The organism is Burkholderia sp. ZZQ-2, from assembly GCF_050768715.1.
GTDB lineage: Bacteria > Pseudomonadota > Gammaproteobacteria > Burkholderiales > Burkholderiaceae > Burkholderia > Burkholderia cepacia.
Genome location: NZ_LDVA01000306.1, coordinates 1 through 25,429 on the forward strand (window position 1 = coordinate 1; position 25,429 = coordinate 25,429).

The 25,429-nt window shown below is 65.0% G+C and carries 19 protein-coding genes, 2 rRNA genes and 1 riboswitch; of the genes, 11 read left to right on the forward strand and 10 right to left on the reverse strand.

Annotation, left to right across the window (positions count from 1 at the left end):
• Positions 1–230: 230 nt before the first annotated feature.
• From ABY44_RS27570 to ABY44_RS27580, 3 genes are all read left to right on the forward strand, one after another.
• A 23S ribosomal RNA gene (locus ABY44_RS27570) occupies positions 231–3,111 on the forward strand.
• 130 nt (positions 3,112–3,241) lie between these two features.
• Positions 3,242–3,354: ribosomal RNA gene (rrf, locus tag ABY44_RS27575) — 5S ribosomal RNA — on the forward strand.
• A 551-nt stretch (positions 3,355–3,905) separates the two neighbouring features.
• Positions 3,906–5,330 (forward strand): MFS transporter, encoded by a 1,425-nt coding sequence (locus ABY44_RS27580; protein ID WP_060170465.1) that lies wholly within the window; start codon positions 3,906–3,908, stop codon positions 5,328–5,330.
• 233 nt (positions 5,331–5,563) lie between these two features.
• Here ABY44_RS27580 and ABY44_RS27585 read toward each other — a convergent pair whose 3' ends face one another.
• The 3 genes from ABY44_RS27585 to ABY44_RS27595 form a co-directional block, all read right to left on the reverse strand.
• Positions 5,564–6,307, reverse strand: coding sequence for a 2OG-Fe(II) oxygenase (locus tag ABY44_RS27585; protein ID WP_060170467.1), 744 nt, complete (start codon positions 6,305–6,307; stop codon positions 5,564–5,566).
• A gap of 321 nt (positions 6,308–6,628) precedes the next feature.
• Positions 6,629–8,221, reverse strand: coding sequence for an inorganic phosphate transporter (locus tag ABY44_RS27590; RefSeq protein ID WP_060170469.1), 1,593 nt, complete (start codon positions 8,219–8,221; stop codon positions 6,629–6,631).
• Between the two features lie 175 nt (positions 8,222–8,396).
• Positions 8,397–8,969 carry a histidine phosphatase family protein gene (locus ABY44_RS27595; protein ID WP_060170470.1) on the reverse strand — a complete coding sequence of 191 codons (573 nt, stop codon included), beginning with the start codon at positions 8,967–8,969 and terminating at the stop codon, positions 8,397–8,399.
• 49 nt (positions 8,970–9,018) lie between these two features.
• Positions 9,019–9,156: riboswitch (cobalamin riboswitch) on the forward strand.
• A 33-nt stretch (positions 9,157–9,189) separates the two neighbouring features.
• Between ABY44_RS27595 and ABY44_RS27600 the strand changes: the two genes are divergently transcribed.
• On the forward strand, positions 9,190–9,399 hold the full coding sequence (locus ABY44_RS27600; RefSeq protein WP_006488502.1) for a CbtB domain-containing protein: 210 nt from the start codon (positions 9,190–9,192) through the stop codon (positions 9,397–9,399).
• A gap of 13 nt (positions 9,400–9,412) precedes the next feature.
• A complete protein-coding gene (locus ABY44_RS27605) occupies positions 9,413–10,135 on the forward strand; it encodes a CbtA family protein (RefSeq protein WP_060170472.1) in 723 nt (240 codons plus the stop codon).
• Positions 10,136–10,157: 22 nt separating this feature from the next.
• On the opposite strand, the gene ABY44_RS27610 is transcribed toward ABY44_RS27605, so the two are convergent.
• Positions 10,158–11,066, reverse strand: coding sequence for a LysR family transcriptional regulator (locus ABY44_RS27610; protein WP_059697053.1), 909 nt, complete (start codon positions 11,064–11,066; stop codon positions 10,158–10,160).
• A gap of 125 nt (positions 11,067–11,191) precedes the next feature.
• Here ABY44_RS27610 and metE point away from each other — a divergent pair, with 125 nt between their 5' ends.
• Positions 11,192–13,486 carry a 5-methyltetrahydropteroyltriglutamate--homocysteine S-methyltransferase gene (gene metE, locus ABY44_RS27615; RefSeq protein ID WP_060170474.1) on the forward strand — a complete coding sequence of 765 codons (2,295 nt, stop codon included), beginning with the start codon at positions 11,192–11,194 and terminating at the stop codon, positions 13,484–13,486.
• 98 nt (positions 13,487–13,584) lie between these two features.
• On the opposite strand, the gene ABY44_RS27620 is transcribed toward metE, so the two are convergent.
• Complete coding sequence (locus tag ABY44_RS27620) at positions 13,585–14,910, reverse strand: MFS transporter (RefSeq protein ID WP_060170476.1); 1,326 nt, start codon at positions 14,908–14,910, stop codon at positions 13,585–13,587.
• A 55-nt stretch (positions 14,911–14,965) separates the two neighbouring features.
• The gene (gene speB / locus ABY44_RS27625; protein WP_011353980.1) at positions 14,966–15,922 is read right to left on the reverse strand and encodes an agmatinase; all 957 of its coding nucleotides are present in this window, start codon (positions 15,920–15,922) and stop codon (positions 14,966–14,968) included.
• A gap of 139 nt (positions 15,923–16,061) precedes the next feature.
• Between speB and ABY44_RS27630 the strand changes: the two genes are divergently transcribed.
• Positions 16,062–16,973 carry a LysR family transcriptional regulator gene (locus ABY44_RS27630; protein ID WP_027790528.1) on the forward strand — a complete coding sequence of 304 codons (912 nt, stop codon included), beginning with the start codon at positions 16,062–16,064 and terminating at the stop codon, positions 16,971–16,973.
• Positions 16,974–17,099: 126 nt separating this feature from the next.
• Here ABY44_RS27630 and ABY44_RS27635 read toward each other — a convergent pair whose 3' ends face one another.
• Positions 17,100–17,564, reverse strand: a complete 465-nt coding sequence (locus ABY44_RS27635) for an Lrp/AsnC family transcriptional regulator (protein ID WP_027790529.1) — start codon at positions 17,562–17,564, stop codon at positions 17,100–17,102.
• A gap of 134 nt (positions 17,565–17,698) precedes the next feature.
• Between ABY44_RS27635 and ABY44_RS27640 the strand changes: the two genes are divergently transcribed.
• From ABY44_RS27640 to ABY44_RS27650, 3 genes are all read left to right on the forward strand, one after another.
• Positions 17,699–18,325, forward strand: a complete 627-nt coding sequence (locus ABY44_RS27640) for a LysE family translocator (RefSeq protein WP_027790530.1) — start codon at positions 17,699–17,701, stop codon at positions 18,323–18,325.
• A gap of 248 nt (positions 18,326–18,573) precedes the next feature.
• Positions 18,574–20,190 carry a S53 family peptidase gene (locus ABY44_RS27645; RefSeq protein WP_060170480.1) on the forward strand — a complete coding sequence of 539 codons (1,617 nt, stop codon included), beginning with the start codon at positions 18,574–18,576 and terminating at the stop codon, positions 20,188–20,190.
• A gap of 75 nt (positions 20,191–20,265) precedes the next feature.
• Positions 20,266–21,942, forward strand: a complete 1,677-nt coding sequence (locus ABY44_RS27650; protein WP_060083293.1) for a S10 family peptidase — start codon at positions 20,266–20,268, stop codon at positions 21,940–21,942.
• A 134-nt stretch (positions 21,943–22,076) separates the two neighbouring features.
• Here the strand turns inward: ABY44_RS27650 and nadE are convergent, their stop codons facing one another.
• The 3 genes from nadE to ABY44_RS27665 all read right to left on the reverse strand — a co-directional run bounded on the left by nadE (position 22,077) and on the right by ABY44_RS27665 (position 24,397).
• On the reverse strand, positions 22,077–22,925 hold the full coding sequence (nadE, locus tag ABY44_RS27655; RefSeq protein WP_027790533.1) for an ammonia-dependent NAD(+) synthetase: 849 nt from the start codon (positions 22,923–22,925) through the stop codon (positions 22,077–22,079).
• A gap of 211 nt (positions 22,926–23,136) precedes the next feature.
• Complete coding sequence (locus ABY44_RS27660; RefSeq protein WP_027790534.1) at positions 23,137–24,006, reverse strand: DMT family transporter; 870 nt, start codon at positions 24,004–24,006, stop codon at positions 23,137–23,139.
• Positions 24,007–24,211: 205 nt separating this feature from the next.
• Positions 24,212–24,397, reverse strand: coding sequence for a hypothetical protein (locus ABY44_RS27665; RefSeq protein ID WP_006480515.1), 186 nt, complete (start codon positions 24,395–24,397; stop codon positions 24,212–24,214).
• Positions 24,398–24,605: 208 nt separating this feature from the next.
• Here ABY44_RS27665 and ABY44_RS27670 point away from each other — a divergent pair, with 208 nt between their 5' ends.
• A complete protein-coding gene (locus ABY44_RS27670; RefSeq protein WP_021161157.1) occupies positions 24,606–25,364 on the forward strand; it encodes a DeoR/GlpR family DNA-binding transcription regulator in 759 nt (252 codons plus the stop codon).
• The last annotated feature ends 65 nt before the right edge of the window (positions 25,365–25,429 follow it).

The window sequence follows — 25,429 nt, forward strand, 5'->3', positions numbered from 1 at the left end:
CATTGGCGATTGAGCCAGTCAGAGCGGTACGAAAGTATCGGCTGTCGTTCTTTAACAATCTGGAAGAAGTAAGTAATTTGGATAGCGGAAGCGTCTTGAGATGGACGTGGAAACTATCCGGGTTGTGATTGTATCGATGTATCTCAAGATGATTCGAACTCTATGTTTGACTCAATTGGAATACGGCACAACGCGAGAACTCAACCTGTAACGAGACAGACTCGTTATAGGGTCAAGCGAACAAGTGCATGTGGTGGATGCCTTGGCGATCACAGGCGATGAAGGACGCGGTAGCCTGCGAAAAGCTACGGGGAGCTGGCAAACAAGCTTTGATCCGTAGATGTCCGAATGGGGAAACCCACTCCTTTTGGAGTATCCATGGCTGAATACATAGGCCATGTGAAGCGAACGCGGTGAACTGAAACATCTAAGTAACCGCAGGAAAAGAAATCAACCGAGATTCCCAAAGTAGTGGCGAGCGAAATGGGATGAGCCTTGCACTCTTTATTTGTATTGTTAGCCGAACGCTCTGGAAAGTGCGGCCATAGCAGGTGATAGCCCTGTAGGCGAAAACAGTATGAAAGAACTAGGTGTGCGACAAGTAGGGCGGGACACGTGAAATCCTGTCTGAAGATGGGGGGACCATCCTCCAAGGCTAAATACTCGTGATCGACCGATAGTGAACCAGTACCGTGAGGGAAAGGCGAAAAGAACCCCGGGAGGGGAGTGAAATAGATCCTGAAACCGCATGCATACAAACAGTCGGAGCCTCGTAAGGGGTGACGGCGTACCTTTTGTATAATGGGTCAGCGACTTACGTTCAGTAGCAAGCTTAACCGTATAGGGCAGGCGTAGCGAAAGCGAGTCCGAATAGGGCGTTCAGTTGCTGGGCGTAGACCCGAAACCAGGTGATCTATCCATGGCCAGGATGAAGGTGCGGTAACACGTACTGGAGGTCCGAACCCACTAACGTTGAAAAGTTAGGGGATGAGCTGTGGATAGGGGTGAAAGGCTAAACAAACCTGGAAATAGCTGGTTCTCTCCGAAAACTATTTAGGTAGTGCCTCGTGTCTCACCTTCGGGGGTAGAGCACTGTCATGGTTGGGGGGTCTATTGCAGATTACCCCGCCATAGCAAACTCCGAATACCGAAGAGTGCAATCACGGGAGACAGACATCGGGTGCTAACGTCCGGTGTCAAGAGGGAAACAACCCAGACCGCCAGCTAAGGTCCCCAAATATAGCTAAGTGGGAAACGAAGTGGGAAGGCTAAAACAGTCAGGAGGTTGGCTTAGAAGCAGCCACCCTTTAAAGAAAGCGTAATAGCTCACTGATCGAGTCGTCCTGCGCGGAAGATGTAACGGGGCTAAGCTATATACCGAAGCTGCGGATGCGTGCTTGCACGCATGGTAGGAGAGCGTTCCGTAAGCCTGCGAAGGTGCCTTGTAAAGGGTGCTGGAGGTATCGGAAGTGCGAATGCTGACATGAGTAGCGATAAAGGGGGTGAAAGGCCCCCTCGCCGTAAGCCCAAGGTTTCCTACGCAACGTTCATCGGCGTAGGGTGAGTCGGCCCCTAAGGCGAGGCAGAAATGCGTAGCTGATGGGAAGCAGGTCAATATTCCTGCACCATTGTTAGATGCGATGGGGGGACGGATCGCGGAAGGTTGTCCGGGTGTTGGAAGTCCCGGTCGCTGCATTGGAGAAGGCACTTAGGCAAATCCGGGTGCGTAATTCAAGGGTGTGGCGCGAGCTTCTTCGGAAGCGAAGCAATTGGAAGTGGTTCCAAGAAAAGCCTCTAAGCTTCAGTCTAACGATGACCGTACCGCAAACCGACACAGGTGGGCGAGATGAGTATTCTAAGGCGCTTGAGAGAACTCGGGAGAAGGAACTCGGCAAATTGGTACCGTAACTTCGGGATAAGGTACGCCCTTGTAGCTTGACTGGCCTGCGCCAGGAGGGTGAAGGGGTTGCAATAAACTGGTGGCTGCGACTGTTTAATAAAAACACAGCACTCTGCAAACACGAAAGTGGACGTATAGGGTGTGACGCCTGCCCGGTGCCGGAAGATTAAATGATGGGGTGCAAGCTCTTGATTGAAGTCCCGGTAAACGGCGGCCGTAACTATAACGGTCCTAAGGTAGCGAAATTCCTTGTCGGGTAAGTTCCGACCTGCACGAATGGCGTAACGATGGCCACACTGTCTCCTCCCGAGACTCAGCGAAGTTGAAGTGTTTGTGATGATGCAATCTACCCGCGGCTAGACGGAAAGACCCCATGAACCTTTACTGTAGCTTTGCATTGGACTTTGAACCGATCTGTGTAGGATAGGTGGGAGGCTATGAAACCGGAACGCTAGTTTCGGTGGAGCCGTCCTTGAAATACCACCCTGGTTTGTTTGAGGTTCTAACCTTGGCCCGTGATCCGGGTCGGGGACAGTGCATGGTAGGCAGTTTGACTGGGGCGGTCTCCTCCCAAAGCGTAACGGAGGAGTACGAAGGTACGCTAGGTACGGTCGGAAATCGTGCTGATAGTGCAATGGCATAAGCGTGCTTAACTGCGAGACCGACAAGTCGAGCAGGTGCGAAAGCAGGTCATAGTGATCCGGTGGTTCTGTATGGAAGGGCCATCGCTCAACGGATAAAAGGTACTCTGGGGATAACAGGCTGATACCGCCCAAGAGTTCATATCGACGGCGGTGTTTGGCACCTCGATGTCGGCTCATCTCATCCTGGGGCTGTAGCCGGTCCCAAGGGTATGGCTGTTCGCCATTTAAAGAGGTACGTGAGCTGGGTTTAAAACGTCGTGAGACAGTTTGGTCCCTATCTGCCGTGGGCGTTGGATATTTGAAGGGGGCTGCTCCTAGTACGAGAGGACCGGAGTGGACGAACCTCTGGTGTACCGGTTGTCACGCCAGTGGCATCGCCGGGTAGCTATGTTCGGAAGAGATAACCGCTGAAAGCATCTAAGCGGGAAACTCGCCTTAAGATGAGATATCCCTGGGGACTAGATCCCCTTGAAGGGTCGTTCGAGACCAGGACGTTGATAGGTCAGGTGTGTAAGCGCAGTAATGCGTTCAGCTAACTGATACTAATTGCCCGTAAGGCTTGATCCTATAACAAGTCTGTTTCGCGCTACAGAGCGCGTCGGACGGTTGGATTCTCGTGTGTGATACACACAACTCAAAATTACTGCTTCTTCCAAGATTGGTTCTGTTGGCCATGCCAGCAGAACAACCCTCTTTGCCTGATGACCATAGCGAGTCGGTCCCACCCCTTCCCATCCCGAACAGGACCGTGAAACGACTCTACGCCGATGATAGTGCGGATTCCCGTGTGAAAGTAGGTAATCGTCAGGCTCCCTAAGCTAGAAACCCCCGCCCGAAAGGCGGGGGTTTTTGCATTTCGGCGGCGGAAATGCACGGCACAGGCGTAAGCAATACTGCGAACGGAGCCGAGGCGGCCGACGGTCGTGGATCAGGATCTGCCATCCCCGAGCAATCCGCCACCAAGCATCGTTGATATCCTCGGTACGTTCTCTGCGGACCACGCCGATCCACCTTCAGTTAGCGTCCGGTCGATGTCGATACATCCAGTGGCGATGTTTTGATGATCGATGATGCGCGACGTTCGCCGAAGATGGTCGATAAATGTCGCCTTCTGGCAAAATTCCCTGCTTCATCCGCCGGTCTTTCGACGAGCCCTGTCGACCTGATCGGCGTGAACCCTTCTGCGAACGCACCACGAAATCGTCATAAAAATCTATGCGCATAAAGTCCGTTCGCACGGCATGCGCTGCAGAGCGGGGAGCAGGCCCTTCGGGGTAATATCGCCATTCGTCCCGATTCCCAGTGCTTTCAGGCGTCCGCTGGCGGTCGGTATCCTCCGTATTCCGTCTCTCGCACAGTTCATGACTGACAGCCCTGCCCAAGGTAGTCGGACGACCGACTTCTTGCCGTATCTCGTCGCCGCAACGTTCTTCATGGAGTACCTCGACACGACCGTGATCGCGACCGCGCTGCCGCAAATGGCGCATTCGTTCGGTGTCGGTCCGAACGCGCTGAGCCTCGGGATGACCGCCTATATGCTCGCGTTGGCGGTGTTCATCCCGATCAGCGGCTGGATCGCGGACCGCTATGGATCGCGTACGGTATTCGCGAGTGCGATTGTCGTCTTTACCGGTGCGTCGGTGCTGTGCGGGCTGTCCGAAGGTGTCGTGACGTTCACGGCTGCACGGCTACTGCAGGGCGTCGGCGGGGCGATGATGGTGCCGGTCGGACGGATGATCGTCGTGCGCAGCACCGAGAAGGCGAAGCTGATGCGAGCGATCGCGACGATCACGTGGCCGGGCATCGTCGCGCCGGTCGTCGGGCCGCCGATCGGTGGCTTCATCACGACCTATGCGTCATGGCGCTGGATCTTCCTGCTGAACGTCCCGTTCGGTATTGCCGCGCTCGTCTGTACCTGGCTAATCGTCCGGAACACGCGGGCCGACGAGCAACGGCCGCTCGACTGGGCTGGATTCGTGCTGGCCGGTGGTGCATTGACTTGTCTGTTGATCGGTACCGAAGCGGCCGGCCAGCAGGATGTCGACTTCACGCGCGCGGGCGTCCTGGTGGGGGCGAGTGTGCTGTTCGGCGCGGCTGCGTGGTGGCATGCGCGACGCTGCGCGCATCCGCTGCTCGACTTCACCACGCTGAAGGTGCCGACCTTCTCGGTGACGGTGATCTCCGGCTCGATCACGCGGATGGCGATCAACGCCGTGCCGTACCTGCTGCCGCTGTTGTTCCAGATCGGCTTCGGGTTGTCGCCGTTCCAGTCCGGCCTGTTGCTGCTCGCGAGTGCGCTCGGCAATCTGGGGATGAAGGCGGGAACGTCGTGGATTCTCGACCGATATGGTTTCCGGCGCGTTGCGCTCGTCGACGTGACAATTGTCGGCATCTTCACGATTGCGTGCGGCTGGCTGACCGCGTCGACGCCGCTGGCAATCACGCTGCTCGTCGTATTCGTCTACGGACTCACGCGGTCGATGCAGTTCACGACGCTCGCGACACTCGCCTATGCGGATATCCCGGCTCATCAGACGAGTGCAGCCAGCACGCTGTGGAGTGCCGCACAGCAGATGACGATCGGGATGGGGATCGCGTTCGGTGCATTGTCGCTGCGGCTCGCGGCGTTGGTGCGCGGCGATGCCGCCGGCATGCATTACGTGCTCGACGATTTCCGCTGGGCATTCGTCGCGGCCGGCGTGCTCGCGCTGCTGACGTTGCCGGGTTATGCGCGGCTGGCCTCCGATGCAGGCGACCGGCTGCGGGCGAGTGTGGCGCGAGGGTAGGTCGAACGACGCATCCAATTTGCACCGCGACAGGTGAGCGCGACTGTTTTTCGTCGCTCACCCGAAACGTCGATCCGTTGTGGTGGTTGCGATGGCCTGACGGTCAGCGCAGTCGGCCCTTTGTTGCTGCTGCGGGCGTGGGGGGCAGTAGCGTAGCGCGGTGCACCCAGCGCGAACCGGAAATCATCCGCGTGACGAACGTCGGGACCGCACCACGCTCGTCCTCGCTGCCGTCACTGCGCGTCATGAAAGATGATGCCGACCGTGTGGCGGTGGCCACTGCGAATCCGGCTCACGCCGTGGCGCAGGTTGACGCGATAGACGCCGCGCGTCCCCTGCACGGGTCTGCCATGCACGGCGAAGATCACCGCGTCGCCTTGCATCAGCGGCACCACTTCCGCCCGTGATTGCATGCGTGGCCGCTGTTCCGTCAACACGAATTCCCCGCCCGTGAAATCGCGGCCCGGCGCCGACAGCAGGATCGCGGCCTGCAGCGGAAACACGTGCTCGCCATAAAGATCCTGATGGAGACAGTTGTAGTCGTCGGGACCGTATTGCAGGATCAGCGGCGTCGGTCGCGTCTGCCCCGCCGCCCGGCAGCGATCGAGGAATGTCGTGTGGTCGTTCGGATAGCGGACGTCGATTCCGAGTGCCTGGTTCCAGCGATTCGCGATGGGTGCGAGATGCGGGTAGATCGTCGTGCGAAGCTCGGCAATGACTGCGGGCAGCGGGTACGCGAAATACTTGTATTCGCCGCGGCCGAATCCGTGCCGCGCCATCACGACGCGTGAACGATAAAGCGCATCCCGCGGATAGAGCGACGCGAGCGCATCGCATTCGTTCGTCGAAATCAGGCCTGGCACACGCGCGCATCCATAGCGATCGAGCTCGGCGCCGACAGTCGGCCAGTCGATGGCGTCGACGCGTTGTGCGATGTCCGGCGATTCGACGGCAGGCTGCAGATCGGCGATGTTCACGGGCGTCCCTTGGTTCGTCAGCGATGTGGCGCCGAGTCGAGCGGAATGCCCGGAAGCATTGCGTGCACGGTTGGAGCCACGAAGAAAGTCGATGAACCCAGTCTAGCGACGTTCGTTTGCCGATGCGCTCCAGATCTTGCGCTTCAATCCGGAAGCAAGAGGGAAAGGCACGGGACGCGCACGGACACATCGAAGGCGGCGACGTATCAGTGCGGAGAGGCGAAGAAGCGAAGAAGCGAAGAAGCGAAGAAGCGAAGAAGCGAGCGGCGAATCTTCCACGACAGGCGGCCGGCTCACACCGGCCACCCGTCGCAACGTGAATCAAGCCACCGACCGGAACAACCAGTAGAGCCCGCCGGCAAGCGCGATCGACGCCGGCAGCGTCAGCACCCACGCGAGCACGAGGCTGCGCACCGTGCTCCACTGCAGCCCGGAGCCGTTCGCCGCCATCGTGCCCGCGACCCCCGACGACAGCACGTGTGTCGTCGACACGGGCAATCCGTACACGTCGGCGGCGCCGATCGTCAGCATCGCGACGAGTTCGGCCGATGCGCCTTGTCCGTACGTCAGATGCTGCTTGCCGATTTTCTCGCCGACGGTCACGACGATCCGCTTCCAGCCGACCATCGTGCCGAGGCCCAGCGCGATCGCGACGGCAACCTTCACCCACGTCGGAATGAATTTGGTCGCGTGGTCGAGCTGCTTGTGATAGTTGTCGATCGCCAGCTTGTCGTCGGCCGCGAACGCGGGCTGACCCGACTTCTCGATCAGGCGGATTGCTTCGGATACCAGATACATCGTGTTGCGCACGTTGTCGACGTCGCGCTGCGGCACGGCTGCCATCGAGCCCGACGCGCCGACCGCGGTCGCGAGCGACGTCGACAGCTGCTGGACGGCCGGCAGCACCGCGGGCGTCAGTTCGCGATGCTGCACGTAGCGCTCGACGTCGGCACGCGGGTTCGCGGACGGCGCGACGCCGTTCGTGTACTTCCCGAACGTCGCGGCCGCCTGGTTCGCGACCGCCACGAAGGTCTGCGTCTCGGCCGGCGTGACGGCCTTGTTCAGCGCATAGGCGGTCGGCACCGTGCCGATCAGGATCAGCATGATGAGCCCCATCCCTTTCTGCCCGTCGTTCGACCCGTGCGCAAACGACACGCCCGTGCAGGTCAGGATCAGCAGGCAGCGAATCCAGAACGGCGGCGGCTGGTCTTTCGGCGGCTCCTTGTACAACTCCGGAACCCGCACGAGCGTCTTCAGCACGAGCAGCAGCAGCGCTGCGCACAGAAAGCCGACGATCGGCGAGAACAGCAGCGACTTGCCGACACCGAGCGCCTGGCCCCAGTCGACGCCGCTCGTGCCGGACGGCCCGTGCATCAGCTGGTTCATCAGCCCTACGCCGATGATCGAACCGATCAGCGTATGCGAACTCGACGACGGCAACCCGAAATACCAGGTCGCGAGGTTCCACATGATGGCGGCGATCAGCAGCGCGAACACCATCGCGAAGCCCGCGCCGCTGCCGACCTGCAGGATCAGCTCGACCGGCAGCAACTGCAGGATGCCGAACGCAACGGCACCGCTCGAGACCATCACGCCGAGGAAGTTCCACATGCCGGACCAGATCACCGCGACGTTCGGCGTCAGCGAGTGCGTATAGATCACGGTGGCGACCGCGTTCGCGGTGTCGTGGAAGCCGTTGACGAATTCGAAGCCGAGCGCGATCAGCAGCGCCGCGCCGAGCAGCAGGTACGGGAACAGCTTGCCTTCGCGGATCGGCGACAGATCGTCGATCAGGTGCGTGGCGATATAGAGTGCGCCGAGCGCCAGCACCAGCAGGAAGACGGCATAGCCGACCTGTCTGGTGCGTTCGACGGAGCCCGGGTTGTTCGGTGCGGACGAAGCAGGTTGATTCATGACGCCATCTCGTGAGGGAACCGCGTCCGATCCTATCTGCGGCCAGCAGTCAGTTTGATGACAGTCGGGACCACGAACGGCGTGTCTTGCCGACGTGTAAGGCGATTGAAGGTGTGTATGCGCAACGTGACGTGCCAGCCCGCATCGTCGTCCACATAGTGAGCGCAATGGCGCTCTACGCGTTGCCGTCCGCGCTCAACGTCCATCCGTTCGGTGACGCAACAAGCGTCGTGCAGGACAGCGGCGCGACGTCGATGCGGGCCGCTGCCTTCGAATCCATCCGCCGCACATGGGCGATGGCCGCGCGGACGATCGGCGCATGCGTGATTGCGACGATGTCGCGATCGTGCCGCAGCCCGTTCAACCACGTGCCGACGCGGTGCATGGCTGCTTCGAACGATTCACCGCCGTGCGGCGACGCCGACGGGTCTGCGATCCACGCATCCAGTTCGTCCGGCAAGTCGCGTGCGAGGTCGTGCAGGCGCTGGCCTCGCCAGTTGCCGTAATCGATGTCGCGCAGTGCGTCGTCGATGTCGACATGAAGTCCGAGCGCATCGGCGGTCTGCCGCGCGCAGCATGCGGGGCTGCACAGCAGGAGCGCGCCGGCGGTACCTGCCCATCGGCCGCGTAGCGCAGCGGCTTCGGCGAGCCCGCGTGTATCGAGCGGATCGTCGTCGGGAAACGCGCCGGTGCGCATCGCCCGGGTCGATGCGTGTGCGATCAGGCGCAGCGAGGTAGGCATGTTCATGTCGGTTTTCGGATGATCCGGGACGGGCGCACGTGTTCGCCTGACACCGCTTCAATACGCGAACGTTCGCGCGTACAATTCGCCCGATACGAAGCGCGGAAGCCGGTGCAAGCCCGGCGCGGTCGCGCCACTGTAACCGGTGATCGATGATCCCGGAAGCCAGACCTGCCTTCGTACCCATCCAACATTTGTCGGGGCGCGATTCCCCTGAGGTGCATCCATGAGCGAAGCAGTGCTGAAGCCGGCGGTCGTGCCGGCGCCCATTCCCGTCCGTGAACTGTTGCCGTGGGCCGTGTTCGTCGGCCTGATCCTGTTGCTCGCGCTTTATTTCGTCGGCGCGGAACAAGGTGCGACGTCGCTCGTGCCGGGCATGTACGTCCACGAATTCGTCCACGACGGCCGCCACCTGCTCGGCTTCCCCTGCCACTGACGCGGAGTTCACGATGGTCGGAAAGCTGCTCATGCGCGGGATGCTCGCAGGCATCGCCGCAGGCCTCCTCACGTTCGGTTTCGCGAAGGTCGTCGGCGAACCGCAAGTCGATCAGGCAATCTCCTTTGAAGAAAAAACCGACGCCGCCAAGGGCGACGCACCGGAGCCGGAGCTGGTCAGCCGCCACACGCAGGCCGGCCTCGGCTTGCTGACGGGCGTCGTGACCTATGGCGCGGCATTCGGCGGGCTGTTCTCGCTGGTCTTCGCGTATGCCTACGGGCGAGGCAGCCGCCTCCCGGCCCGTCCGCTGGCCGCGTGGCTCGCGCTGGCGGCGTTCATCGCGCTCGTGATCGTGCCGAACCTCAAGTACCCGGCCAATCCGCCGTCGGTCGGCGACCCCGACACGATCGGCTATCGCACCGGCCTGTTCTTCCTGATGATCGCGATCTCCGTCGCGACGATGGTGTTCTCGGTCAGCGTGCGCCGCCATCTGCTGGCGAAGCTCGGCCAGTGGAACGCGTCGATCGTCGCCGGGCTCGTGTTCGTCGCGATCATCGCGGCCGTGCAGATCGGGTTGCCGTCTGTCAGCGAGTTGCCGGCCGATTTCCCGGCGGCCTTGCTGTGGAAGTTCCGCGTGGCGGCCATCGGCATGCAGGTGATCATGTGGACGACGATCGGCCTCCTGTTCGGCGCATGGGTCGAGCGCGGCGAGCGCATCGCCATGCGCGCCGCCTGACGCGCACGGCAACGGGGCACGCCTAGCGCAGCATGCGTGGCGCGCTCCCCGTCGATTCGCGCGCCAGCGCGACGAACGCGGCCAGATAGTCGATCGATGCGTCCGCTTCGCGGATGCCGAGGAAGATCTGCTTCGCGATCCCCTTCTTGCCGAGCTTGACCGGCACGACCGGCATCCGGTCGGCGTATTCGTCGGCAAGCCATCTCGGCAGCGCGGCCACGCCGCGCTCGCTCGCCACCATCTGCAGCATGATGTCGGTCGTCTCGATCGACTTGTGCCGCCTCGGCACGATGCCGGCCGGCGTCAGGAACTGGTTGTAGATGTCGAGCCGGTCGGTTTCGACCGGATAGGTGATCAGGATCTCGTCGGTCAGCTGTTCGGGCGTCACGTAATCGGCGTTCGCGAACCGGTGCGAATCGGCGACCACCAGCACCTGCTCGTAGTCGAACACGGGGTCGAAGCGCAGGCCCGGCTTGTTCAGCGGATCGGGCGTCACGAGCACGTCGATGTCATGGCCGAACAGGGCGCCGATGCCGCCGAACTGGAAGCGCTGCTTCACGTCCACGTCGACGTCGGGCCAGCGCGACAGGTACGGCGACACGACCTTCAGCAGCCACTGGTAGCACGGGTGGCACTCCATCCCGATGCGCAGCGTGCCGCGCTCGCCCTTCGCGTACTGCTTCATCCGCTCCTCGGCGAGCTCGAACTGCGGCAGCAGCCGGTTCGCCAGCTTCAGCAGATACTGCCCGCCCTGGGTGAGCCGCAGGCCGCGGCCCTCCCGATCCCAGATCGGCGTGCCGAGCTGCTGCTCGATTTTCCGGACGGTGTGGCTGAGTGCCGATTGCGTGAGGTGCAGCGCGTGGGCGGCCGCGGTCAGTGAGCCCTGGCGCTCGACTTCACGGATCACGACGAGATGGAATCGTTCCAGCATGGATATCGCTCGTGCAACGGATACATGAACGGATTTAATGGATGAATGAAATAATGCCATTTTATTTCATGAGATGAAATCCCTATGATGGCTGCCGGATCTTCACTTCTTCTGGACGGCAGCTCATGGTCACGACACACAACCTCGGTTTTCCGCGCATCGGTGCGAAGCGCGAACTCAAGTTCGGTCTCGAACGCTACTGGAAGGGCGAATCGTCGCGCGACGAGCTGAAGGCGCTCGGCGCCGAGCTGCGCAAGCGTCACTGGAACGACCAGCGCGACCTGGACCTGGCCCCGATCGGCGACTTCGCGTTCTACGATCAGGTGCTCGACATGAGCTTCACGCTCGGCAACCTGCCGAAGCGCGTGCAGGGTTTCCACGGCGATGTGCTCGACAACTATTTCCGTGTCGCGCGCGGCCGTTCGGCGCAGTCGGCGGACGAGCATGCAGCGTGCTGCGGTGGGGTCTCCGCCGGTGAAATGACGAAGTGGTTCGATACGAACTACCACTACATCGTGCCGGAATTCCACGCGGACACGAACTTCTCGCTCGACCCGTCGCGCCTGCTCCAGCAACTGGCGGAAGCGCAGGCGCAGGGCGTGGCCGTGAAGCCGGTCATCCTCGGCCCCGTCACGTACCTGTGGCTCGGCAAGGCGAAGGACGATTCCGACCGCCTCGCGCTGCTGCCGAAGCTGCTGCCCGTATACGGCGCGCTGCTCGACACGCTGACCGCGCAGGGCGTCGAATGGGTGCAGATCGACGAACCGATTCTCGTCACCGAACTCGACGCCGAGTGGCGTCAGGCATTGCGCACCGCCTATGCGGCGCTGGAAACGCGCCGCATCAAGCTGCTGCTCGCCACCTACTTCGGCCAGCTTCAGGACAACCTGGCGCTCGCGAGTTCGCTGCCGGTCGACGGCCTGCATGTCGATGCGATCAACGCACGCGACGAAGTCGACGCGCTGGTGCGTGAACTGCCGGCCGGGCGCGTGCTGTCGGTTGGCGCGATCAACGGCCGCAACATCTGGAAGACGGACCTGAACGCGACGCTCGACTGGCTCGAGCCGCTCGCGAAGCAACTGGGCGATCGCCTGTGGCTCGCCCCGTCGTGCTCGCTGTTGCACGTGCCGGTCGATCTCGCGAGCGAGGAGAAGCTCGATGCGGAAATCCGCTCGTGGCTCGCGTTTGCGCTGCAGAAGCTCGACGAGCTGAAGGTGCTCGCGACCGCGCTGAACGAAGGCCGCGACAAGGTGGCCGATGCACTGGCCGCGAACGCCGCCGCGATCCATTCGCGCCGCCACTCGCCGCGCGTGCACAACCCGGCGGTGAAGGCCGCGATCGCCCGGATCGACGCGCAGCTCGGCAACCGCGTGAGCCCCTACACGCAGCGTGCGTCGAAGCAGTCGGCACGCCTGAAGCTGCCGGCGTTCCCGACGACGACGATCGGCTCGTTCCCGCAGACCGGCGAAATCCGTCACGCGCGCAGCCAGTTCAAGGCCGGTGCGCTGGACGATGCGGGCTACCGGGCCGCGATGCAGGCTGAAATCGAACGCAGCGTGCGCGAGCAGGAAGCACTGGAACTCGACGTGCTGGTGCACGGTGAAGCCGAGCGCAACGACATGGTCGAATACTTCGGCGAGCAGCTCGACGGCTACGCGTTCAGCCAGTTCGGCTGGGTGCAGTCGTACGGTTCGCGCTGCGTGAAGCCGCCGATCCTGTTCGGCGACATCAGCCGCCCGAAGGCGATGACGGTCGAATGGATCACGTATGCGCAGTCGCTGACGAACAAGCCGATGAAGGGCATGCTGACCGGCCCCGTGACGATCCTGAACTGGTCGTTCGTGCGCGACGACCAGCCGCGCTCGGTGTCGTGCTACCAGCTCGCGCTGGCGATCCGCGAAGAAGTGCTCGATCTCGAGAAGGCCGGCGTGCGCGTGATCCAGATCGACGAGGCTGCACTGCGCGAAGGGCTGCCGCTGCGCCGCGCGCAATGGGGCGCGTACCTGAAGTGGGCGGTCGAGTCGTTCCGCATCACCGCGAACGGCGTGCAGGACGACACGCAGATCCATACGCACATGTGCTATTCGGAGTTCAACGACATCATCGCGTCGATCGCCGACATGGATGCGGACGTGATCACGATCGAGACCTCGCGCTCGGACATGGAGCTGCTCGACGCGTTCGACGACTTCAAGTATCCGAACGAGATCGGGCCGGGCGTGTACGACATTCACTCGCCGAACATCCCGACGCAGGAACATATCGTCGGCCTGATGAGGAAGGCGGCGGAACGGATTCCGGCGGAGCGTCTGTGGGTCAATCCGGACTGCGGGCTGAAGACGCGCCAGTGGGCGGAAGTGATTCCGGCGCTGACGAACATGGTCGCTGCCGCGAAGACGCTGCGCAGCCAGGTGCAATAACGCAGCGAGCGCTGCACGCCGCCGTTGCGATCGAAGATCGGACGGCAAAAAAAGCGGCCCGCGGAAGCGGGCCGTTTTGCGTCATGCGTGCACTTGCGTTACGCCGTGCGTGCGCCGCGCGGCAGCGGCTCGTTCGTCTTGCCGGGCGCGCCGGCATCGTCGATGCTGACGCGGCGCGAGATCAACCACACGCACAGCGACGACAGGAGCGCGGCGCTCGTGTACTGGAGCGCGAGCGGCCACCATTGCGGCGCGGTGTTCTGCGCGATGATGGTCGCGACGAGCGGCGTGAGGCCGCCGGCGAGCGCGCCGCACACCTGGTACGCGATCGAGATCGCCGTGTAGCGGATGCGTGCGATGAAGATGCCGCTGACGAAGCCCGCGACCACCGAGTAGTAGCCCGACTCCGCGAGCGTCGCGAGGCCGACGCCGACCGTGATCGACAGCGGCGTGCCCATGTGCACGAGCGGCAGCATCACGAACGGGACGATCGCGGCCCATGCGCCGGTGATCAGCAGCACGCGCGTGGTGCCGAAGCGCTGCGCGAGGAACGCGGCCGCGAGCTGCACGACGAACTGCAGCACCGCGACGATCGTCATGCAATGCAGCACCATCGACCGGTCGAGCGACAGGAACTGCGTCGCGTAGCTGATCATGAAGATGTTGCTGAAATACACGCCGGCGATGCCGTACACGTTCGCGCCGATCGCGAGCAGCAGCAGCGGCCAGTACTTGAGCGCTTCGCGCAGCGGTTTTTGCGCGATGTTGCCGCTCTTCCTGACTTCCTCGAACTCGGGCGATTCGGACACGCTCGCGCGGATCACGAAGCCGACGATCAGCAGCACGGAACTCGCGAGGAACGGCACGCGCCAGCCCCAGCTCATCATGTCTTCCTTCGACAGCGTGCTGATCGCGCCGAACGCGAGCATCGACAGGATCAGGCCGCTCGCGCTGCCGAGCTGCGCGAACGACGCGAAGAACGTGCGTTTGCCTTCCGGCGCATGCTCGCCGGCGAGCAGCACCGCGCCGCCCCATTCGCCGCCGACCGCGATGCCTTGCAGCACCCGCATCAGCACGAGCAGGACCGGTGCAATCACACCGGCTTGCGCATGGGTCGGCAGCAGGCCGATCGCGACCGTCGACACCGCCATCAGCATCAGCGTCGCGAGCAGCGAGCGCTTGCGGCCGAAGCGGTCGCCGAGATAGCCGAACATCACGCCGCCGAGCGGCCGTGCGAAGAAGCCCACTGCGAACGAGCCGAACGATGCGAGGAGGCTGATGAAGCGGTTTTCGCCGGGAAAGAACAGCGGCCCGAACACGATGGCGGCGGCGGTCGCGTAGCTATAGAAGTCGTACCACTCGATCGTGGTGCCGACGAACGACGCGAGCGCGGCCCGTTTGGGTTGCTTGACGGAAGTCCCCATCTTGATATGTGCTCCTCTGGAATCCTTTGATTTTGGAATAGGGGTGGCGCGGGAATCAGTCGCGATACGCGACGCCCGGCAGCACGCACAGCAGCTCGTAGGCGAGGTTCGCGCCGAGCAGCGCCGTGGTGCCGAACGGGTCGTACGGCGGCGCGACTTCGACGAGATCGCAACCGACGATGTTCAGCCCCTTCGCGCCGCGGATGATCTCGAGCGCCTGCGGCACCGTGAGGCCCGCGATTTCCGGCGTGCCGGTGCCCGGCGCGTAGGCCGGGTCGATGCCGTCGATGTCGAAGCTGATGTAGACGGGCGTATCGCCGACGCGCGCGCGCACTTCTTCCATCAGCGGCGCGAGCGACTTGTTCCAGCATTCCTCGGCCTGGACGACGCGGAAGCCCTGCTCGCGGCACCAGTCGAAATCCTCGGCCGCGTAGCCGGTGCCGCGCAGGCCGATCTGCGTGACCTTGTCGCCGTGCAGCAGGCCTTCCTCGACCGCGCGGCGGAACGGCGTGCCGTGCGCGATCTTTTCGCCCATCATCGTGTCGTTCACGTCGGCGTGTGCATCGACGTGGATCAATGCAACCTTGCCGTGCTTGCGGTGGATCGCGCGCAGGATCGGCAGCGCGATCGTGTGGTCGCCGCCCAGCGTGATCGGCTTGCAGTCATGCTCGAGGATCGCGTCGTACGCGGCTTCGATGCGCGCGATGGAATCGTGCAGGTTGTACGGATTGATCGCGACGTCGCCGATGTCGGCGATCTGCAGCGAATCGAACGGCGCGGCGCGCGTGGCCATGTTGTACGGGCGCAGCAGCACGGATTCGGTGCGGATCTGGCGCGGGCCGAAGCGTGCGCCGGTGCGGTTGGAGGTGCCGAGGTCGAACGGCACGCCGACGAAGCAGGCGTCGAGGCCTTCGGCGCTCGCCACGTGCGGCAGGCGCATCATCGTCGCGATGCCGCCGCAGCGCGGCATTTCATTGCCGCCGAGCGGCTGGAAATGGGTGTGGTCGTTCATGGGCTGTCTCTTCCGATGTGGGGTTGCCGTATCATGCGACGCGGCCTGGCGCACAGTTTTACGCGCTCCGCCGGGAAAGAAGAATGCGAAGATATCGACGTAAACATCGATTTTCATCGATGTATGGAAGGGGATGAACGTGCTGGGGAATCTGTCGACCCTCGATCTGCGGTTGATCCGCGTGTTTCTCGCGGTCACGGATGCGGGCGGCGTGTCGGCCGCGCAGGCCGTGCTGAACGTCGGGCAGTCGACGATCAGCGCGCAGCTTTCGTCGCTGGAGACGCGGCTCGGCTACCGGCTCTGCGAGCGCGGCCGCAGCGGTTTCCGGCTCACGCCGAAGGGCGAGCGGTTCCACGCGATGAGCCGCAAGCTGCTCGCGGCGCTCGACGAATTCGGGATGGCCGCGCGGCACATGGACCGCCAGCTGGTCGGCACGCTGCACATCGGCCTGATCGGCCATACGCCGGTGAGCCAGAACGCGCGGATCGCCGAGGCGATCGCCGCGTTCCGCACGCGCGACGAGGCCGTGCGCTTCTCGATCTCCGTGCGGGCGCCGGGCGATCTCGAGGAGAAGCTGCTGAGCGACGAGATCCAGATCGCGGTCGGCTACTTCTGGCACCGGGTGCCGTCGCTGCACTACACGCCGCTGTTCATCGAGCGCCAGGTCGCGTACTGCGGGCGTGGCCATCCGCTGTTCGACGGCGCGGGCGCGCTGACGCCGGCCGACGTCGCGGGTTTCGAATGGGCGTGGCGCTCGTATCCGCTGCCCGAAGCGCAGATGTCGACGACGCCCGACCGCGTGACCGCGACGGCCGACAACATGGAGGCCGTCGCGCTGCTGATCCTGTCCGGCCACCACCTCGGCTACCTGCCGCAGCATTTCGCGGCGCCCTACGTCGCGCAGGGGCTGCTCGCGCCGCTCAATCCGGAGCAACTGCGCTACGACGTCACGTTCCACATGGTCGTCGCCCGCAACGGGCGCGGCAATCCGCTCGTGGAAGCGTTTCTAGAAGATCTGGAACGCGCGCACCAGCCGACCGACATCGCGTAGCCGGCCGGCATCGACAATGTGAACGAGTGTTGCGGCGGCGCGGCCCGACGCGGCCCACATCGACGGGCGTCGAAGTGATGAAACGGGTGTCGGGCCCGGCTTGCGTGAACCGTGCACGTGCCGGCATCACGGCACCGGCAGCCCCGCGTCGTGCTTGACCTCGCGCAGCGACAGCGCCGATTCGATCGACGTCACGCCCGGCAGCATCCGCAGCGATTCGCGCAGGAACGTGCCGTAATCGTCGAGATCGCGCGCCACGACCTGCAGCAGATAATCGGCGGTGCCCGCCACGTTGTGGCATGCCAGGATCCGCTCGATGCCGAGCACTTCCCGCTCGAAGCGGTCGGCGGTCTTGCGGTCGTGCGTCGCGAACCGCACGAGCACGAACGCAACGACGCCGTAGCCGAGCGCCTGGCGCGACAGCTGCGCGCGGTATCGCTCGATGTAGCCGTCGTTTTCGAGGCGCTTCAGGCGGCGCGCGCAAGGGGTCTCGGAGAGGCCCACGGTGTCGGCGAGGCGGGCGATCGGCAGGCGGCCGTCGCGCTGCACCGCGGCAAGGATGGCGCGGTCGGTCTTGTCGAGTTCGGTCATGATGGCGGATTCCTGATGCGGATTCGACGATTGTGGCGGATTCCCCTACGGATCGCCAATCCTGAGCCAAAGATGGCCAATAATCCCTCGCGCTCCAGCGGCAACATATCGCCGTAAGAGGAGAGGGGCAGACCATGATTTCCACGCATTTGCTGTTGATTTATCTCGCCGCGCTGGCGGCCATCTACGCGGTGCCGGGGCCGGACATGGCGCTCGTGCTGCAGACCAGCATCGGCCGCGGCGTGCGGCCGGGAATGGCGGCCGCCGCGGGCCTGTCGCTCGCGCGCACCGCGCACGTGACGCTGTCCGCCTGCGGTGTCGCGGCGCTGATCCGCAGCGCGCCGTGGCTGTACGAAGTGATCCGCTACGGCGGCGCGCTGTATCTCGCGTATGTCGCGATCCAGGTGTTCCGTTCGCCCGTGTTCGCGCTCGGCGACGGCGACGCGGCGGCCACGGCGGGCGAGTTGCGGCAGTCGTTCGTGAAGGGCCTGCTCACCAACCTGCTGAACCCGAAGGCGCTGTTGTTCTGCTCGGTGCTGCTGCCGCAGTTCGTGCGCCCCGAGGCCGGGCCGGTGGTGTTGCAGATGTTCGAACTGGGCGCGCTGCTGGTGGCGGCCGGCGTGTGCTTCGACCTCGCGTGCGTGTTCGGCGCGTCGCGGATCGCCGCGTGGATGCGTGCGCATCCGCTCGCGCAGACGGTGCAGCGGTGGACGTTTTCCGCGGCGCTGATCGGCTTTGCGCTGCGTCTGTCGATGGACTGAGTGGCGCCGCGGCGCTGCGCCGGCGCAGGTCGCGCGGCGCGTCGCCGCATCCGACGAGGGCCGCGCGCAACGCCGGCCCGCGCGTGCGCCCGCCGCAGAAGGGCGTGCGCGCAAATCGTCTGACTGATCTAAACTCCCTGTTACTTCGCGCTGTCGCGAACCCGAACGACCGAACGGAACCGTCTCCCGCCGGCCCTGTCCGATTTCCTGGCTGTTCCGTGCAACGCGGTACCAAGGAGGGTCTGAACATGGCAAGGCATCTTCACGCCGACCGTGAACCCCGAATCGTCGCCGAGTCCAAGTGCCTCGGGCCGTGCGATCCGGCAGAACGCATCCACGTCACGATCATGTTGCGGCGGCAGGAAGAAGGGCAACTCGATACGCTGCTTCACCAGCTCGCCACCGGCGACGCGCAAGCGAAACCGGTGTCGCGCGAAACCTTTGCGCAACGTTTTTCCGCCAATCCTGACGACATTCGCAAGGCCGAGGACTTCGCGCGTCGCCACCAGCTGACGGTCGATCGCGTCGATCCGGTCGAAAGCGTCGTCGTGGTGTCCGGCACGATCCAGCAGTTCGAAGCCGCGTTCGGCGTCAAGCTCGAGCGCTTCGAGCATCGGTCGATCGGCCAGTATCGCGGCCGCTCCGGCCCGATCGCGCTGCCCGACGATCTCGGCGACGCCGTCACGGCCGTGCTCGGCCTCGACAGCCGTCCGCAGGCGCGGCCGCACTTCCGGCTGCGGCCGCCGTTCACGCCCGCGCGCGGCGGCGCGGCGGGCGTCACGTTCACCCCGGTTCAGCTCGCATCGCTGTACGGCTTCCCGGCCGGGGACGGCGCCGGGCAGTGCATCGCGATCATCGAGCTCGGCGGCGGCTATCGCGCGGCGGACATCCAGCAGTATTTCCGCGGGCTCGGCATCACGAAGCCGCCGACGCTCGTCGACGTCAACGTCGGCACCGGCCGCAACACGCCGACCGGCGATCCGAGCGGTCCGGACGGTGAAGTCGCGCTCGACATCGAGATCGCCGGCGCGATCGCGCCGGCCGCGAAGATCGCCGTCTATTTCGCGCCGAACAGCGACGCGGGCTTCATCCAGGCCGTCAACGCGGCCGTCAGCGACAGGACCAACAAACCGTCGGTGATCTCGATCAGCTGGGGCGGCCCGGAGGCCATCTGGCAGGCGCAGTCCGCGCAGGCGTTCAACCGCGTGCTGCAGGCGGCGGCCGCGCAGGGCATCACGGTGTGCGCGGCCTCCGGCGACAGCGGCTCGGGCGACGGGTTGCAGGACGGCGCCGATCATGTCGACTTCCCCGCATCGAGCCCATATGTGCTCGGCTGCGGCGGCACGCAGCTCGACGCGCTGCCCGGGCAGGGCATTCGCAGCGAGGTCACGTGGAACGACGAGGCAGCCGGCGGCGGCGCGGGCGGGGGCGGTGTCAGCACGCTGTTCGACCTGCCGGTGTGGCAGCAGGGGCTTGCCGCGACGCTGGCCGACGGCAGCCGCGTGCCGCTCGCGAAGCGCGGCGTGCCGGACGTCGCCGGCGATGCATCGCCGCAGACCGGCTACGAAGTGTCGATCGCCGGCACGGCCACGGTGATGGGCGGCACGAGTGCGGTCGCGCCGCTGTGGGCCGCGCTGATCGCGCGGATCAACGCGGCGGCTAGTGCGGCGGCGAGTGCGGCGGGCGGGGCGTCCGCCGGCTGGGTCAATCCGGTGCTCTACAGGAATCCCGGTGCGCTGCGCGACATCACGCACGGCTCGAACGGGACCTACGCGGCCGCGCAGGGCTGGGATGCCTGCACGGGCCTCGGCAGCCCGAACGGTGCGCAGCTCGCTGCGATCCTGACGCGCAAGCCGTCGAGCTGACGGCCGCGGTACACGTCTTTCCGCATGGCGCGGGCTGCCTGCCCGCGCCTTTTTCTCACCTCCAGGAGCAGCACGATGGGCATCGATTCCGCATCTTCCGGCGGCGTGTATCCGCTGCATCACGGCGACCACAATTCGCATGGCGTGCCGCCGACCGTCAACCCGGTCGCGTTGAGCCACGGTCGTGACCAGCCGTTCTTCGATCCGGTCGCGTACGGCAACGGCCCCGACGATTCGGTGACCGACACCACCGAGGCGGCCGCGATCACGCATCACACGATCCTGATCGACGGGAAGCGCATCGCCTACACGGCGACGGCCGGCCATCTCGTGACGGTCGACCCGAGCAGTTCGCTGCCGGCCGCGAAGCTCTTCTACGTCGCGTTCACGGCCGACGGCGCGAAGGAAGAAACGCGGCCCGTGACGTTCTTCTACAACGGCGGGCCCGGCTCGTCGTCGGTGTTCGTGCTGTTGGGCTCGTTCGCGCCGAAGCGCATCAAGACGTCGATGCCGGGGTTCACGCCGCCCGCGCCGTACCAGATGGAAGACAACCCGGACAGCATGATCGACCACAGCGACCTGGTGTTCATCAACCCGGTCGGCACCGGCTATTCGGCGGCCGTCGCGCCGAACAAGAACCGCAACTTCTGGGGCGTCGACCAGGATGCGGATTCGCTGAAGCAGTTCATCAAGCGCTACCTGACGAAGAACAACCGCTGGAATTCGCCCAAATACCTGTTCGGCGAATCGTACGGCACCGCGCGCAGCTGCGTGCTCGCGTACAAGCTGCACGAGGACGGTGTCGACCTGAACGGCGTCACGCTGCAATCGTCGATCCTCGACTACCGGCAGGCCGGCAACCCGGTCGGCGCGCTGCCGACCGCGGCGGCCGATGCGTGGTATCACAAGAAGCTCGGCGTCACGCCGGCGCCGACCGATCTCGGCGCGTTCGTCGAGGAAGTCGCGCAGTTCGCGCGCACCGACTACCTGAACGCGTTGCGCACGGTCCCGCATGCGAACCCGGCCGCCGTGCAGAAGCTGTCGCAATACACGGGCATCGATACGGCGACGCTGCAATCGTGGAGCCTCGACATCGCCGGCTACGACGCGCGCGGCAATTCGCTGTTCCTGACGACGCTGCTGCATGCGCAGGGGCTCGCGCTCGGCTCGTACGACGGCCGCGTGACCGGGATCTCGTCGGGCATCGCCGGCAAGATCGATCCGAACTCGGGCGGCAACGATCCGACGATGACGGCCGTGACGGGCGTTTATACGGCGATGTGGAACAGCTACCTGAACGAGCAGCTGAAGTTCACGTCGAATTCCGCATTCACCGACCTGAACGACCAGGCGTTCCAGCACTGGGATTTCAGCCACATCGATCCGACCGGCGCGCAGCAGGGTATCGATGCGCAGGGGAACGTGATCCTCTATACGGCCGGCGATCTCGCCGCGGTGATGGCGCTGAACGTCGACCTGAAGGTGCTGTCGGCGAACGGTTTCTACGATTTCGTCACGCCGTTCTACCAGACCGTGATCGACCTGCAGCAGATGCCGCTCGAGGACCAGAAGGTGCGGCAGAACCTGTCCGCGCGTTTTTATCCGTCGGGGCACATGGTGTATCTCGACGGCGGCTCGCGTACCGCGCTCAAGCGCGATCTCGCGGCGATGTACGACGCGACGGTGAGCGATACGGGGGCGCGGATGCGGATTCGCGCGCTGCAGGCGTCGAAGACGGGCGGGCACGCATAGGGTTGCCCGCCGCCGGGTTGCCGCGCGTAGCCGTCACGGCCGCGCGCGGCGGTTGGGCTCCGACGCTGCCGGCCGGTCGCCAGGCCCCGTAGCGCAGGATGGCGACGCGGCAGTCGTTGTGCCGCGGTCGCGATTTACGCGGCCGGCCAGTCGAACGGCGTGTACGGCAGCGCGCGCTTGTGGCGCGAAGCGTCGAAGAAGCGCAGCACCGTTTCGTACACGCGGTCTTCGACCGGCTTGCCTTCGAGGAAGTCGTCGATCTCGTCGTAGGTCACGCCGTATGCGTGCTCGTCGGGCCGCAGCGGGCGCAGCTCCTCGAGATCGGCCGTCGGCACCTTCATCACGATCAGCTCCTCGCCGCCGAGCGCACGCGCGACCGCGCGGACGCGCCGCTTGCTCAGGCCCGCGAGCGGCAGGATGTCCGCGCCGCCGTCGCCGAACTTCGTGAAGAAACCCATCAGCGATTCGGCCGCATGGTCGGTACCGATCACGATGCCGCGCCGTGCGCCGGCCACCGCATACTGCGCGATCATGCGCTCGCGCGCCTTGATGTTGCCGTGCACGAAATCCTGCTGCGCCGGCGTGTCGAATGCGTGGCCGGAGGCGACCAGCGAGCGGAGCATCGCGTCGGCGGCCGGCTTCACGTCGACCGTCAGCACCTCGTCCGCGCGCACGAACGCGAGCGCGCGCTGGGCATCGGCTTCGTCGTTCTGCACGCCGTTCGGCAAGCGCATCGCGATGAAGCGCGCATCGTAGTCGTCGGCGCGCAGGCGCTCGACCGCCAGTTGCGCGAGCCGGCCGGCCGTCGACGAATCGACGCCGCCGCTGATGCCGAGCACGTAGGTCCGCAGGCCGGTCGAACGAAGATATTGCGCGAGGAAATCGATGCGGCGGTCGATCTCGGCCTCGGCGTCGAAGTGCGGGGCAACGTTCAGTTCGGCAATGATCGCGCGCTGGCGGCTGGCGTAATCGGCGGATGTCATGAAGGAAGTTCCGGAACGAAATGCAAGGCGCCCATCATAAGCGCAATCGCGGCGCGGTGCCGCGCCGGGCGTGCGTTCCGGCGGTTTTGCGTTGCATCGGCGAGACGGGCTGCATCGCCGTGGTGCACGGTGCGCCGGGCGGGTGCAGGGTGCCGCGTGACGGGCATCCCTGCGGCCGGCGCCGACGCGGGCACCGGCCCGGCGGCGCGCGTCAGCGCCGCGCGAGCACGACGCCCACCAGCGCGAGCGCGAAGCCGGCGAGCTGGATCGCCGCGAGCGTTTCGCCGAACAGCCAGTAGCCCTGCAGCGCGGCCAGCGGCGGCGCGAGGAACAGCAGCGACGTCGCGCGCGCGGCGTTGCCGCGGCGCAGCATCCACATCAGCATCGTGACCGCGCCGCCGGACAGGAACACGACGCCCCACACCAGCGACACCCACAGCGCCGGCGCGCCGATCCAGCGGGTTTCGTGAAGCAGCGCGACGAAGACGGCCGCGACGATCGCCGCGCCGAAATTCTGCACGGCAACCGCCGTGCGCAGGTCGCTTTGCGCGAGCTTGCCCTTCTGGTACAGCGAGCCGGCGGTGATCGACCCGACCGCGAGCACCGAGACGGCGACGACGAGCCACGCAGGCGCGGCGCCCGGCGCCGGCGCGACACCGCCCGTCACCTTCGGCGCCAGCACGAGCGCGACGCCGGCGAGCCCGAGCGCCATCCCGAGCCAGCCGCGCGCGGGCAGGCGCTCGTTGAACAGCGGCACGGCGAGCACGGCGGTGGCGAGCGGCTGCAGTGCGCCGAGCAGCGCCATGACGCCTGCGTTCAGTCCTTGCGCGACGGCCCAGTAGCTCGCGCCGAGATAGACGCCCTGCAGCAGCGCGCCCGCGATCAGGTGGCGCGGCCATTCGCGCCGGGCCGGCCACGGCGCGCGCGCGACGAGCGCCACCGCGCCGAACAGCGCGGCCGTGCCCGCGAAACGCGCGAGCAGGAACAGGTTGGGATCGGCGTAGGGCTTGATGGCCCGCGCAACGATGAAGCCGGTGGACCAGAGTGCGACGAAAGCGGCGGCGACGAGCGAGGTCAGCATGCATGGCGGGCCGCGATGCGGCCGGACAGAATCGTGAAGTCGGCCAGTATCGGGGGAAGCGATGCCGGCGTCTTGTCGAATCCTGCACTCATGCTGCGTGCCGAATGTGCACCACGTGCGGCCGTCGGTGCGGGCCGGGCGGTGCCGCGGGTACGGGATGGGCGCCGCCCGGCATGCGCAGCGGGCGGGCGTGAAGCAGCGGAGATCAGTCGATCGAGAACGTGTCGAGCGGCTGATTGGCGCGGGCGTCGGTCGCGAAGCGCGCGGCGAGCTGTTCGTAGAGCCGGCGGGCCTCGTCGAGCGTCAGGTCGATCCAGTACGGATCGCCGGCCGCGTCGTTGAGTCGTTCGGGCGGAAACTGGATTTCGATCACACTGCCTTTGCGATACATGGCGTGAGCCCCTTTGCTTGGTCTGTCGTTCTGCGAAGCGCAAAGTGTAGCAACCGGCGCCGCGCCGATTCGCGCGCGTCGGGCAATACAGAATTTCGCTTTCGGGAAACGCGGCCCGTCCGGCGTCCCGCCGCCGTCAAATGCCGGTCAAACGGCCGTAATACAATGGGCGGCTTACCCATTACCAGTCGCCTCGGGCGCACACGCGATGCTGGCGGAACAACGTCATCAATTCATCCTGTCGGAGCTCGGGCGGTCGGGCGCATTGTCGGTCGCGGAACTCGTCCGCTCGCTCGACGTGTCGCGCGAGACCGTGCGGCGCGACCTGAACGCACTGGCCGCACGCGGCCTGCTCGTGATGACGCACGGCGGCGCGCTGGCCGCGGATCGCCGTGAGCCGAGCCTGTCGGAGCGCGAAGCCGCGAATGCCGAAGCGAAGCGCACGATCGGGCGGCGCGCCGCCGAGTTCGTGCCCGACGATGCCTCGGTGCTGATCGATTCGGGCAGCACGCCGCATGCGGTTGCGCTCGCGCTCGCCGACCGGCACCGGCTGTCGATCTACACGAACGACTGGCGCACCGCGTTCGTGCTCGCGCGACGCAACGGCAATCGCGTGACGCTGCTCGGCGGCGAGCTGTCCGACGACGAGGACGCCACCTTCGGGCTCGACACGATCCAGCAGCTCGCGCAGTACCACGTCGATTTCGCGTTCATCGGCGCCGGCGGCATCACGCCCGACGGCGAATGCACCGACTACTCGCGGCTCGCGGCCGAGGTGCGCAGCCGGATGATCGCGGCGGCCGGCACGGCGATGATCGTCGCCGATCATTCGAAATTCGGCCGCGTGACGCCGGTGCGGATCAACGGCACGGCCGCCGCCCGCTATCTCGTGACCGAGCGCGCGCCCGACAAGGCCGTGCGCCGCGCGCTGACCGCGCGCGGGATCGAGCTGCTCGTGTGCGACTGACGCGCGCCGGACATACAAGGTTCATCGAACCGTCATTCCGCGGGAAGAACCGCCGTCAACACTGA

Excerpts from the sequence above, each read along its gene's own strand:
- ABY44_RS27580 (WP_060170465.1), top strand. The coding sequence starts at position 3,906 with ATGACTGACAGCCCTGCCCAAGGTAGTCGGACGACCGACTTCTTGCCG.
- ABY44_RS27635 (WP_027790529.1), bottom strand. The coding sequence starts at position 17,564 with ATGACCGAACTCGACAAGACCGACCGCGCCATCCTTGCCGCGGTGCAG.
- speB (WP_011353980.1), bottom strand. The coding sequence starts at position 15,922 with ATGAACGACCACACCCATTTCCAGCCGCTCGGCGGCAATGAAATGCCG.
- ABY44_RS27650 (WP_060083293.1), top strand. The coding sequence starts at position 20,266 with ATGGGCATCGATTCCGCATCTTCCGGCGGCGTGTATCCGCTGCATCAC.
- ABY44_RS27645 (WP_060170480.1), top strand. The coding sequence starts at position 18,574 with ATGGCAAGGCATCTTCACGCCGACCGTGAACCCCGAATCGTCGCCGAG.
- ABY44_RS27670 (WP_021161157.1), top strand. The coding sequence starts at position 24,606 with ATGCTGGCGGAACAACGTCATCAATTCATCCTGTCGGAGCTCGGGCGG.
- ABY44_RS27665 (WP_006480515.1), bottom strand. The coding sequence starts at position 24,397 with ATGTATCGCAAAGGCAGTGTGATCGAAATCCAGTTTCCGCCCGAACGA.
- metE (WP_060170474.1), top strand. The coding sequence starts at position 11,192 with ATGGTCACGACACACAACCTCGGTTTTCCGCGCATCGGTGCGAAGCGC.
- ABY44_RS27590 (WP_060170469.1), bottom strand. The coding sequence starts at position 8,221 with ATGAATCAACCTGCTTCGTCCGCACCGAACAACCCGGGCTCCGTCGAA.
- ABY44_RS27620 (WP_060170476.1), bottom strand. The coding sequence starts at position 14,910 with ATGGGGACTTCCGTCAAGCAACCCAAACGGGCCGCGCTCGCGTCGTTC.
- nadE (WP_027790533.1), bottom strand. The coding sequence starts at position 22,925 with ATGACATCCGCCGATTACGCCAGCCGCCAGCGCGCGATCATTGCCGAA.
- ABY44_RS27595 (WP_060170470.1), bottom strand. The coding sequence starts at position 8,969 with ATGAACATGCCTACCTCGCTGCGCCTGATCGCACACGCATCGACCCGG.
- ABY44_RS27660 (WP_027790534.1), bottom strand. The coding sequence starts at position 24,006 with ATGCTGACCTCGCTCGTCGCCGCCGCTTTCGTCGCACTCTGGTCCACC.
- ABY44_RS27605 (WP_060170472.1), top strand. The coding sequence starts at position 9,413 with ATGGTCGGAAAGCTGCTCATGCGCGGGATGCTCGCAGGCATCGCCGCA.
- ABY44_RS27600 (WP_006488502.1), top strand. The coding sequence starts at position 9,190 with ATGAGCGAAGCAGTGCTGAAGCCGGCGGTCGTGCCGGCGCCCATTCCC.
- ABY44_RS27640 (WP_027790530.1), top strand. The coding sequence starts at position 17,699 with ATGATTTCCACGCATTTGCTGTTGATTTATCTCGCCGCGCTGGCGGCC.
- ABY44_RS27610 (WP_059697053.1), bottom strand. The coding sequence starts at position 11,066 with ATGCTGGAACGATTCCATCTCGTCGTGATCCGTGAAGTCGAGCGCCAG.